This window comes from Castellaniella sp. (assembly GCF_034674885.1).
Classification (GTDB): Bacteria; Pseudomonadota; Gammaproteobacteria; order Burkholderiales; family Burkholderiaceae_B; genus Castellaniella.
The window spans coordinates 85,206-96,860 of record NZ_JAUCDS010000010.1 but is presented as its reverse complement, the minus strand read 5'-3'; the positions used below and the strand labels follow the sequence as shown (position 1 = coordinate 96,860).

Sequence of the window (11,655 nt, the reverse complement as noted above, 5' to 3'; positions counted from 1 at the left end):
CCCACCATGAAGCCGCTGATGTTCTGCAGGAACACCAGGGGGATGTTGCGCTGGCAGCAGAGCTCGATGAAGTGCGTGCCCTTTTGCGCCGCTTCGGAAAACAGGATGCCGTTGTTGGCGATGATGCCCACCGGCATGCCATAAATTTTGGCGAACCCGGTTACCAGCGTGGTGCCGAAGCGTGCCTTGAATTCCTCGAAATCGGACCCGTCCACGATGCGGGCAATGACCTCGCGCACGTCGTAGGGCTTGCGGGTGTCCTGCGGGATGATGCCGTCCAGTTCGGCGGGATCGTACAGGGGCTCGGCCCAGGAATCCGCGCCCGGCGGAACCGGCCGGTTCAGGCGGGCGACCGCGTCGCGGACCAGGCGCAGGGCGTGGGTGTCGTTTTCTGCCAGGTGATCGGCCACACCCGACAGGCGGGTGTGCACGTCGCCGCCGCCCAGGTCCTCGGCGGATACTTCTTCGCCGGTCGCGGCCTTCACCAGGGGCGGGCCGCCCAGGAAGATCGTGCCCTGGTCGCGCACGATGATGGATTCGTCGCTCATGGCGGGGACGTAGGCGCCGCCCGCCGTGCAGGACCCCATCACCACCGCCAGCTGGGCGATGCCCATGGATGACATGACCGCCTGGTTGTAGAAGATGCGCCCGAAGTGGTCGCGATCCGGGAAGACCTCGTCCTGGTTGGGCAGGTTGGCCCCGCCCGAGTCCACCAGGTAGACGCAAGGCAGGTGGTTCTGCTGGGCGATTTCCTGCGCCCTCAGGTGTTTCTTGACGGTCAGGGGGTAGTAGGTGCCGCCCTTGACCGTGGCGTCGTTGCAGACGATGACGCATTCGGTGCCGCTCACCCGGCCGATGCCGGTGATCAGGCCCGCCCCGGGCGAGGCGTTGTCGTAGACGTCGTGGGCGGCCAGGGGAGACAGTTCCAGGAACGGCGTGCCGGGATCGAGCAGGCGTTCGACCCGTTCGCGCGGCAGCAGCTTGCCGCGCGCCAGATGACGGGCGCGGGCCGATTCGCTGCCGCCCTGCCCGGTGCGGGCAATCTGCGCGCGCAGATCGTCGACCAGCGCCCGCATGGTGCGGGCGTTGTCCTGGAAGTCCTGTGAACGAGGGTTGACGCGGGATTCGATGACCGGCATGTCGTGTCCTGAAAAATTACAGCATTTCGATGGCCAGGGCGACGGCTTCGCCGCCGCCGATGCACAGCGATGCGATGCCGCGCTTGCCGCCGGTCTGGCGCAGGGCGCCGATCAGCGTGGTCAGCAGGCGCGCGCCCGATGCACCGATGGGGTGACCCAGGGCGGTGGCGCCGCCGTGGATGTTGACCCGGTCATGCCGCAGGTTCAGTTCCTTCATGGCCGCCATGGTGACGACGGCGAAGGCCTCGTTGATCTCGTAGAGATCGACGTCTTCCGCCTTCCAGCCGGTCTTGGCCAGCAGTTTCTGGATGGCGCCCACCGGAGCCGTGGTGAACCACTGGGGTTCCTGGGCGTGCTGCGTATGGGCCACGATGCGGGCCAGGGGCTTGGCGCCCAGTTCCTGGGCCTTGGAGGCGCGCATCACCACCAGCGCCGAGGCGCCGTCGGAAATGGACGAGGAGTTGGCTGCCGTGACGGTACCGTCTTTCTTGAAGGCGGGCTTCAGGGTGGGGATCTTTTCCGGCATGGCCTTGAAGGGGGCCTCGTCGGTATCGACCACCGTGTCGCCCTTGCGCCCGGCGATCGTCACCGGTGCAATTTCCCATTTGAAGCTGCCGTCCTCGGAGGCCTTGCGGGCGCGTTTCAGGGATTCCAGGGAAAAGGCGTCCTGTTCTTCGCGGGTGAAGTGGTATTTCGAGACGCAGTCCTCGGCGAACACGCCCATGGCGGTGCCGCGCTGGTAGGCGTCTTCCAGGCCGTCCAGGGCCATGTGGTCGTAGACGGTGGAATGCCCGTAGCGGTAGCCCTGGCGACCACGCAGCAGCAGGTAGGGGGCGTTGCTCATGCTTTCCTGGCCGCCGGCCACCACCACATCGGCGGAGCCCGCCTTGATGATGTCGTGGGCCAGCATGACGGCCTTCAGGCCGGATCCGCAGACCTTGTGCAGGGTGCTGCAGGCGACGCCTTTCGGCAGGCCGGCGCCCAGGGCGGCCTGGCGGGCCGGCGCCTGGCCCTGGCCGGCCTGCAGCACGTTGCCCATGATGACTTCCTGGACGGCGTCGCCTGCGATGCCGGCGCGTTCGACGGCGGCGCGGATGACGATGGCGCCCAGTTCATGGGCGGACAGGCTGGACAGGCTGCCCATCATGCCGCCCATGGGCGTGCGGGCGGCAGAGACGATGACGATGGAATCGGACATGGTGTGCTCCTATGGCTGCGAGGCCGCATCCGGGCTGGATGCGGCCGGTTTCAGGGATTGCAGACGCCGTGCCGGATCGTAGGGGAAGATGTCTTCGATACGGCCTTGGGATGCGCGGGTACGGCAATCTTGCCACCATTGTGCATCCAGCAGTTCGGCATGGTGTTTCAGAAAGGCCGAGCGTACCCGGGGGTCGCCCAGCAGGAAGTGTTCGAATTCTTCCGGGAAGACGTCGTTGGCGCCCACGGGGTACCAGGGCTCGCCCGACAGTTCGGCTTCTTCGTTGGGCGCGGGCGGAATGCGGCGGAAATGCATTTCCGTCATGCGCTGGATTTCGTCGTAGTCGTAGAACACCACGCGCCCCAGGCGGGTGACGCCGAAATTCTTGTACAGCATGTCGCCCGGGAAGATGTTGGCGGCGGCCAGTTCGCGGATCGCCTGCCCGTACTGGCGCACGGCCGATTCCAGGGCGGCATCGGATGCTCCGGCCAGGAAGATGTTCAGCGGCGTCATGCGCCGTTCGATGTAGACGTGTTTCAGCACCACCAGATCGTCGGTTTCCTCGAGCAGGCTGGGCACTTCGGCGCGCAGGCCGGCCAGCAGGCGCGGGGAAAAGCGGCTGCGCGGCAGAGCCACCAGGGAATATTCCCAGGTGTCGGCCATGCGGCCCACGCGGTCGTGCTTCTTGACCATCTGGTATTTGCGCCGCACGGTGGGCTCGTCCATGCCGTCTTTGGCGATGCGGTCGCGGATCAGCTTGAAGACGTAGGGGTAGGACGGCTGGTTGAACACCGTCATGACCATGCCCTGGATGCCGGGCGCGTAGTCGAAGTTGTCGCGCGAGTGCGCCAGATGGTGCAGGAAATCGCGGTAGAACAGGGTCTTGCCCTGTTTCTGCAGGCCGATGGTGGTGTAGATCTCGGCCTTGGGTTTGCGCGGAAACAGCGACGACAGGAATTCCACGTAGGCGGCGGGGGCCTCCATGTCCACCAGGAAGTACGCCCGGGTGAAGCTGAATAGCGTGCTCAGGTCGTCGCTGGTGTGCAGCAGGGCGTCCAGCTGGATGTGGCCGGATGGCGTGTGCAGCAGCGCGATGGCAAAGGGATGGATGGCCGTCTGGTTGATCAGGCGCCCGACGATGTAGGCGCCCTTGTTGCGAAAGAACAGGGTGTTGAGCACCTGGATCTGGCAATCGGGTGCCAGGCGCTTGCCCAGGCCGCGCGGCAGTGTGCGGCGCAGGTGGCGCAGGCCCATGCGGGCCAGCGTGCGGGCATCGGCGGGCAGGTCCTGGTAGGGCGCGGCCAGGCCGAAATCGGCCACCAGGCGCACCAGGCAGGGCAGCAGGCCTTCGGTCAGCGGGTAGTAGGACCGGTAGGTGGACAGCGCGCCGTCGATGTATTCGGTCGCCACGGCCGGGCGCACGAACAGGAAATCGTTGTTGAAGTAGTTACGGTGCAGGATGCGGCAGGATACCGAATTGAAGAAGGTTTCCGCGCATTCGGGCTGCAGGTGGCCGGACAGCAGACCGATGTAACTGGTCTTGGCCGCCTGCCAGAATTCCAGCTGTTCGGGCGTCAGGGCCGTGTCCGGGGCCGTCTGCGCCGGGGTGGTGCCGCGCAGCGCCTGGCCCAGCGTCGTGGCGCATTCGCGCACCCGCGTGTCGTAGTATTCGATGCGTTCGCGCGACAACTGCTGGATGCCGTGCCAGTCGCCGGATTCGAACAGCGACTTGGCCCGCTGGGCGCTGTAGCGAAACAGCGAGTAGTGGCGGTCGAACCCCGCCAGGATGATACGGGCGACCGCCTCGGGGGATTGGCCCCGGGGCGTGACCGGCTCGATGCGCTGGTGGTCGCCGTCGCTGCGCATGGCGTCAGGCGGTTTCGCTGAACAGTTCGCGACCGATCAGCATGCGACGGATCTCGCTGGTGCCGGCGCCGATCTCGTACAGTTTGGCGTCGCGCCACAGGCGCCCCGTTGGGTTGTCGTTGATGTAGCCGTTGCCCCCCAGGATCTGGATGCCCTCGCCAGCCATCCAGGTGGCTTTTTCGGCGCAGTACAGGATGACGCCGGCGCAGTCCTTGCGCACTTGGCGCGCGTGCTGGGCGCCCAGCCGGTCCAGGTTCTTGCCCACCGTGTAGCAGAAGGCGCGGCTGGCCTGCAGCGTGGTGTACAGGTCGGCCAGCTTTCCCTGGATCAGCTGGAATTCACCGATGGCCTGGCCGAACTGCTTGCGTTCGTGCACATAGGGCACGACCACGTCCATCACGGCCTGCATGATGCCCAGCGGGCCGCCGGCCAGCACGGCGCGTTCGTAGTCCAGGCCGCTCATCAGAACGCGCACCCCGCCGTTGACCTCGCCCAGCACGTTTTCGGCCGGGACTTCGCAGTCCTGGAAGACCAGTTCGCCGGTGTGCGAGCCGCGCATGCCCAGCTTGTCCAGCTTCTGCGCCACGGAAAATCCGGGGAAGGACTTTTCGACGATGAAGGCGGTGATGCCGCGCTGGTGGGCCTGGGGATCGGTCTTGGCGTAGACCACCAGGGTGTCGGCGTCCGGCCCGTTGGTGATCCACATTTTCGTGCCGTTCAGGATGTAGCGGTCACCGCGCTTTTCCGCCCGCAGCCGCATGCTGACCACGTCCGATCCGGCGCCGGGTTCGCTCATGGCCAGCGCGCCGATCTGCTCGCCCGACAGCAGGCCGGGCAGGTATTTGCGCTTCTGGGCCTCGGTGCCGTTGCGGTGGATCTGGTTCACGCACAGGTTCGAGTGCGCGCCGTAGGACAGGGCGATCGAGGCGCTGGCGCGCGAGATTTCCTCCATCGCGATCATGTGCGCCAGATAACCCAGGTTGGCGCCGCCGTACGTGTCGGACACCGTCACCCCCAGCAGGCCCAGGTCGCCGAACTTGCGCCACAGGTCCATCGGGAACTGGTCGTCGCGGTCGGCGGCGGCGGCGCGAGGCGCGATCTCGGATTGTGCGAAATCGCGCACGGCCTCGCGCAGCATGTCCAGGTCGGAACCAAGTTCGAAATTCAGGCCGGGTAGATCCATGGGAAGTCTCCTAGGGGTGGCGGGGGCGCCTTTTATTCGGTGATCGGGTGGAGGTCGGCCTTGGCTGGGGCCTGTGCGGCGTTGCGGCGGCGCAGCAGCGCCGTGCAATCGGCCTGCTGGCGGCGCAGTTCCTCCAGGGTCTCGTCCAGGTCGCGCTGCTGCTGTTCGAGTTTCTGGCGATGGGCGTCCAGCACATCGATGTAGTGCTGCAGTTGCGCCGTGCTGCTGGCGGAGCTGTGGTCGTACAGATTGATGAGGGTGACGATTTCCGACAGTTGCAGTCCCAGGCGGCGTCCACGCAGCGCGAGTTTCAGGCGGGTGCGGTCGCGTGGCGCGTAGATGCGGTTGCGCCCCGAGCGTGTCGGGCTGACGATGCCCTGATCCTCGTAGAAGCGGATCGTGCGCGGCGTGACGCTGAATTCTCGGGCAAGCTCGGAGATGGTCCAGGTGGCTTGGCTCATGGGTCCCATGCGGTGGTCGGGTCAAGGTCATATTATGCTATCAGTTTACGTTAACGTAAAGTGCGGACTCTGCCATAATACGCAGAACGACAATATCCGATTCTGCCCATTTCGGGCGGATCCGCACGCCGGGCAACCGGAAAAAGCACAGGAGACACATGTGAACCCGCAGGAACAGGAACTGCAATACCCCTGGGACGAGAAACTGCCCGAGGCCGGCCATGCCCTGACGGTGGCCGATGGCGTGCGCTGGATCCGCATGCCGCTGCCCTTTGCGCTGGACCACATCAATCTATGGCTGCTGCGCGACCGCATCGACGGCCGTGATGGCTGGACCGTGGTGGATTGCGGCATCGACCGCAGCGAAGTCCGCGACACCTGGGAATCCGTCTTTGCCCAGGCCCTGGACGGCCTGCCCGTGTTGCGCGTCATCGTCACCCACATGCATCCGGACCACGTCGGGCTGGCGCACTGGCTGTGCGAGCGCTGGCAGGCGCCGCTGTCGATGTCCATGACCGACTATGCAGTGGCGCGGCTGTGGACCGGCTCGTCCGTGAAAGACACCTCCCAGGCGGGCAGCGGGCCGGTCGGCGATGCCGCCGCCCGGCATTTCGCCCGCCATGGCCTGGTGGATCCCGAAGCCCAGGCCATGATCCGCCAGCGCCATGATTACTACGCCCGCCTGGTGCCCGACATGCCCAGGCAGTTTCATCGCCTGATGCATGGGCAGGACGTGCAGATCGGCGGCCGCCCCTGGCGGATCATCGTTGGCTACGGGCATGCGCCGGAACACGTGTCCCTGTGGTGCCCGACGCTGGGCACGCTGATTTCAGGCGACATGGTGCTGCCGCGCATTTCCACCAACATCAGCGTGTTCGACCTGGAACCCGAGGCCAACCCTCTGCCGCTGTACCTGGATTCCCTGAAGGCCTACGACAACCTGCCGGCCGATGCCCTGGTCCTGCCCTCGCATGGGCGTCCCTTCCGGGGTCTGCACCGGCGTATCGCGCAGCAACAGACCCACCATGCGGAACGCCTGGCCGAGGTCCTGGCCGCCTGCGGCCATCCCCAGAGCGCCCACGATCTGCTGCCCGTGCTGTTCCACCGGAAACTGGATATGCACCAGCTCGGTTTCGCCATGGGCGAATCCGTTGCCCACCTGCACGCCCTATACTTTCAAGGCGCCCTGACGCGCGCGCTGGGCGAGGACGGCATCTACCGTTTCCAGCAGGCCTGACCGGTTCATCTGCGGTCGCCGGGCGCATCCTTGATTGACGAATACAGGACACTGATCACTATGACTCGCGACGCGCACGGCCGACCCAATGACCGCATCGATACTTTGCTGCAGCATATCGGCCAGGCGCCGCTGGACCCGGAAACCGGTTCCGGACCGGTCGCACTGCCGTCGATGCGCACCAGCACTGTGCGCTTCGCGTCCATGGACGTGCTGGATCGCGCCCAGGCCGCCAAGCAGCGAGGCGAACGCGTTCCCACCTACGGCCGGGTCGGGCTGCAGACCCACGAGGCCCTGGAAAACCTGCTGTGCAGCCTGGAGGGCGGCCAGCGGGCATTCCTGGCGCCATCGGGCATGGCCGCCATCAGCATGGCCTTGGTGGCCTGCCTCAACCAGGGCGACCACGCCCTGGTCGTGGACTGCGTCTATGGCCCGGTGCGCTACCTGCACAAGACCATCCTCTCGCGCATGGGCATCGCCATGGATTTCGTGCGCGCGGACCTGGACAGCCTGCAGGCCGCCCTGCGCCCGGAAACGCGGGTGCTGTACCTGGAATCCCCGGGTTCCCTGCTGATGGAAATGCTGGATCTGCCCGCCTTGTCGCGCTGGGCGCACGATCACGGCCTGACGGTCGTGGCCGACAACACCTGGGGATCCGGCTACATCTACCGGCCGCTGTCCCTGGGGGCGGACATTTCCGTGATTGCCGCCACCAAGTACATCGGCGGGCATTCCGATCTGATGCTGGGCGCGGCGGTGGCCAGCGATCCGGCCCTGATCCGCAAGCTGCATGAAACCCACTATGCGCTGGGCAATACGGTCAGCGCCGACGATGCCTGGCTGGCGCTGCGCGGTGCGCGCACGCTGGGCCTGCGCATGCGCGGCTGCGGCGTGCACGCCCTGACGGTCTGCCAGTGGCTGGCCGCGCAGCCGCAGGTGTCCCGCATCTTCTTGCCCGCCTGGCCCCAGGACCCGGGACACGCGCTGTGGCAGCGCGATGCGACGGGATCCAACGGCCTGTTGGCCGTGGCGGTGGATTTCAACGAGCCACAGGTGCGCCGCGTGATCGATGCGCTGCGCTTGTTCGGGATCGGGTATTCCTGGGGCGGCTACGAGAGCCTGGTGACGCAGGTGGAACCGTCCGCCCTGACAGCTCACGGCTATTGGGCCGAGACCGCCACCGACCGGATGAAGGCCGGAACGGTCTTACGCCTGCACATCGGGCTGGAAGACCCCGCCGACCTGATCGCCGATTTGACGCAGGCGTTCGCGGCGGCGGGGTGATTGTTTGCTGGCAGGGGCATCGGCCGTCAGGCGTCCGCATGAGGATGATCCAGGCGGGGCCTGCGGCCAGGCAGCCGACGCGCTCTGCCCGCACAAGAGGCCAACTGGCCTCCTGCGCAAGAAAAAAGAATTACTTCTGCTTCGCCAGCACCTGTTTCACCAGCTTGTCGGCCTCGTCGATCGCGCCCTGATAACTGCCCGTGTGTGACGGCGACGTCACGTACTGCCCGCCAATCGCGAACGACGGTGTTCCGTCGATTTTGTAGGCCTTCGCCAGCTCGTCGGCCCGCGTGGTCTTCGTCTGTACACCGAACGAATTGAACGCATCCGTGAACGCCTTGCGATCCACCCCCTGGGCGGCCACCCAGTCGATGATCTTGTCTGCCGTGAACAGATCCTTGTTTTCCTCGTGGATCGCCTTGAAGACCGCGTCATGCAGGTCCAGTCGGCCGACGGCTTCCAGCGCGTAATACAGCTTCTGCAGGTCCTTCATGCTGGCGTTGAACGCCACGGGAACGCCCTTGAACACCACCGTGTCGGGCAGCGTCTTGCGCCATTTGACCACCAGCGGCTCGATTTTTGCGCAGTGCGGGCACGTATAGGCAAAGAATTCCAGGACCTCGACCTTGCCCGGCGTATCCGACGGCTGGATCGGATCCAGGGTATCGAACGGCGCGGCGTGCGCGGGCGACAGAGCCAGCGCGGCCAGGCCCATCAGCAGGCCGGAAGCAAAGCGGGAAAACAAGGCGGTCATGATCGTGAAGCTCCAAAAAATCGGCAGGGACAGTGATGTTGGATCACTATAACCAGATCCGGTTCCCTGCTGGGTGAATCAGTGTCCCCCGCCGGTGCGGCATCAGGACATCAAGGACGCACGACCGAGGATTCGATCTTCTCGTCGCCCAGCTTGCTGCGAGCCCGGTTCATCTCGTCGATCCCCTTGAAGGGGCCAACCCGGACCCGGTTGATCGCCGCGCCGTTGGATTCCCCGGCCTCGATGCGCACCGGCAGGCCCAGCAGCACCACGCGGGCCAGCATGGCCTGGGCCTCGGATTTCGACCGGAAGGCGCCCGTCTGCAGAAAGTACGTCGTTTGCGTATTGGCTGCCGGCTTGTTGACCGGTGGCGCCGGGGGCGGGAACGGCAGGCTGGCCGGGGCGGAAGGCTTGGCGATGGCCACGGTCGTGTCGGGCGCCTTGGCAGCTGGTGCAGGAACCGCCGGTTTGGTGGCCGGCTGGTCCAGCCCCGCAATGATCTGGCCGATCGCGTCGGACAAGGGGTTGTCCTGCTGGCCGGGTTCCGGCGCGGCGCCCGGCGGATTGACGGAACTGCCGCCCTGGGCGGGCGTGCGGGTGCCGGCCGGGCCATCCTTGCCGTACAGCGCGATGTTCGGATCCGGCGCATTCTTGACGTCGGGCAGCAGGGTGGCCGGCGTGCTGCGGCTGGCCTTGTCCTTGAAGGGCATGGGCGCCTTGGTGACGAACAGTGCCACGGCCACGGCTGCGGCCACGCCCAGCACCATGCCCAGAACCAATCCGAACCAGGCGCCGCCCGAGGTTTTTTTCTTGCGTGTGGCCATGCTCTACATCCGTTCGGGGGCGCTGACCCCCAGCAGGCCCAGGCCATTGGCGATGACCTGTGCGGTGGCCCGCGCCAGCCGCAGGCGGGCCGCCCCCAGTGCGGGGTCGTCCACCAGAATGCGTTCGGCGTTGTACCAGGCGTGGAAGTCGGCTGCGCAGTCCCGCAGCCAGAACGCCAGCTGGTGGGGGGCCAGTTCCTGGGCGGCCTGCGTCAGCACGTTGGGATATTCCGCCAGGCGCTGCAGCAGGGTGATTTCGGTGGGCGCCGTCAGCAGGGACGGATCGGCGGATTGCGCCTGCTGTTGCGTATCGTGCTGGCGCAACAGCGAATGGATGCGCGCGTGCGCGTACTGGATGTAGTAGACCGGGTTTTCCTCGCTGTGCGACAGGGCCAGGTCGATGTCGAAGACGAATTCCGAATCCGCCCGGCGCTGCGCCAGGAAGAAACGCACCGCGTCGCGCCCCACCCAGTCGATCAGGTCGCGCAGGGTGACGTAGCTGCCCGCGCGCTTGGAGATCTTGACCTCGGCCCCGTCGCGCATGACGCGCACCATCTTGTGCAGCACGTAGGCCGGGTAATCGGCCGGGATGCCCAGGCCCAGCCCCTGCAGGCCGGCGCGGACCCGCGCAATGGTGCCGTGGTGGTCGGTGCCCTGGATGTTGATGGCGTGGTGAAAGCCGCGTTCCCATTTGGCCACGTGATAGGCGACGTCGGGCACGAAGTAGGTGTAGCCGCCCTCGGACTTGCGCATCACGCGGTCCTTGTCGTCTCCCGTGCCCAGTTCGGTCGTGCGCAGCCACAGCGCGCCTTCCTGTTCGTAGGTGTGGCCGGCGTCGATCAGGGCCTGCACGGTGCGTTCCACCCGGCCGCTGGTATACAGCGAGCTTTCCAGGTAGTAGTTGTCAAAGCGCAGGTCGAAGGCCTGCAGGTCCAGGTCCTGTTCGCGGCGCAGATAGGCCACTGAGAATCGGCGAATTGCGTCCAGATCGTCCAGGTCGCCGCTGGCCTGGATGGGGTCGCCGTCGCTGGCCTGTACCGTGGCGCGATTCTGGTAGTCGCGGGCGATGTCCAGGATATATTCGCCCTTGTAGCCGTCTTCGGGGAAGTCGGGGCTTTCGGGTTCGATGCCCCGGGCGCGGGCCTGCACGCTGATGGCCAGGTTGTGGATCTGGTTGCCTGCGTCGTTGTAGTAGAACTCGCGCGAGACCTGGGCGCCCTGGGTGGCGAACAGGCGGCAGATGGAATCCCCCAGCGCTGCCTGACGGGCGTGGCCCACGTGCAGCGGGCCCGTGGGGTTGGCGGATACGAATTCCACCAGGATGCGTTCGTCATGGGCCGGGCGATGGCCGTAGCGTTCGCCTTCTTCCTGGATCGTGCGCAGCACGGCCTGGTGGGCCGCAGCCGACAGGCGGAAGTTGATGAAGCCGGGGCCTGCGACCTCGGCCTGTGCGATCAGGCCTGCGGCGGATGGTTCGGCCAGGATGGCTGCCACGATGGCCTGGGCCAGTTCGCGCGGGTTGCGGCGGGCAGCGCGGGCGGCCTGCATGGCGACGTTGCAGGCCACGTCGCCGTGTGCGGCGACCTTGGGGCGTTCCAGGGTGATGTCCAGCGCATGGCCCGGAATCAGGGCGTCCAGGGCGGTGCGCAGAAGAGAGGTAATCTGGGTGGTGTGCTGTGGCAGCATGGCGGAATGATGAGCGGTGACGG

10 protein-coding genes are annotated in these 11,655 nt (G+C 66.3%); 2 read left to right on the top strand and 8 right to left on the bottom strand.

Translation table 11 applies throughout. The annotated features are described in order from the left end of the window. The 5 genes from VDP74_RS07965 to VDP74_RS07945 form a co-directional block, all read right to left on the bottom strand. Positions 1–1,139: carboxyl transferase domain-containing protein (locus VDP74_RS07965; protein WP_322999096.1), on the bottom strand; the 1,139-nt coding region annotated here is incomplete at its 3' end. A gap of 16 nt (positions 1,140–1,155) precedes the next feature. After that, positions 1,156–2,337, bottom strand: a complete 1,182-nt coding sequence (locus tag VDP74_RS07960) for an acetyl-CoA C-acyltransferase (protein WP_322999095.1) — start codon at positions 2,335–2,337, stop codon at positions 1,156–1,158. 9 nt (positions 2,338–2,346) lie between these two features. Beyond that, positions 2,347–4,203, bottom strand: a complete 1,857-nt coding sequence (gene aceK / locus VDP74_RS07955; protein WP_322999094.1) for a bifunctional isocitrate dehydrogenase kinase/phosphatase — start codon at positions 4,201–4,203, stop codon at positions 2,347–2,349. Between the two features lie 4 nt (positions 4,204–4,207). Beyond that, a complete protein-coding gene (locus tag VDP74_RS07950; protein ID WP_322999093.1) occupies positions 4,208–5,386 on the bottom strand; it encodes an isovaleryl-CoA dehydrogenase in 1,179 nt (392 codons plus the stop codon). 32 nt (positions 5,387–5,418) lie between these two features. Beyond that, positions 5,419–5,847, bottom strand: a complete 429-nt coding sequence (locus VDP74_RS07945) for a MerR family DNA-binding transcriptional regulator (protein ID WP_322999092.1) — start codon at positions 5,845–5,847, stop codon at positions 5,419–5,421. 160 nt (positions 5,848–6,007) lie between these two features. Here VDP74_RS07945 and VDP74_RS07940 point away from each other — a divergent pair, with 160 nt between their 5' ends. Together VDP74_RS07940 and VDP74_RS07935 are read left to right on the top strand one after the other, a co-directional pair. Then, on the top strand, positions 6,008–7,084 hold the full coding sequence (locus tag VDP74_RS07940) for an MBL fold metallo-hydrolase (protein ID WP_322999091.1): 1,077 nt from the start codon (positions 6,008–6,010) through the stop codon (positions 7,082–7,084). 60 nt (positions 7,085–7,144) lie between these two features. Further along, on the top strand, positions 7,145–8,368 hold the full coding sequence (locus VDP74_RS07935; protein WP_322999090.1) for a PLP-dependent aspartate aminotransferase family protein: 1,224 nt from the start codon (positions 7,145–7,147) through the stop codon (positions 8,366–8,368). A 130-nt stretch (positions 8,369–8,498) separates the two neighbouring features. Here the strand turns inward: VDP74_RS07935 and VDP74_RS07930 are convergent, their stop codons facing one another. The 3 genes from VDP74_RS07930 to argS all read right to left on the bottom strand — a co-directional run bounded on the left by VDP74_RS07930 (position 8,499) and on the right by argS (position 11,632). Next, on the bottom strand, positions 8,499–9,122 hold the full coding sequence (locus VDP74_RS07930; protein WP_322999089.1) for a thiol:disulfide interchange protein DsbA/DsbL: 624 nt from the start codon (positions 9,120–9,122) through the stop codon (positions 8,499–8,501). Between the two features lie 110 nt (positions 9,123–9,232). Then, the gene (locus VDP74_RS07925) at positions 9,233–9,946 is read right to left on the bottom strand and encodes an SPOR domain-containing protein (RefSeq protein ID WP_322999088.1); all 714 of its coding nucleotides are present in this window, start codon (positions 9,944–9,946) and stop codon (positions 9,233–9,235) included. 3 nt (positions 9,947–9,949) lie between these two features. Beyond that, complete coding sequence (gene argS, locus VDP74_RS07920) at positions 9,950–11,632, bottom strand: arginine--tRNA ligase (RefSeq protein WP_322999101.1); 1,683 nt, start codon at positions 11,630–11,632, stop codon at positions 9,950–9,952. Positions 11,633–11,655 lie beyond the last annotated feature (23 nt).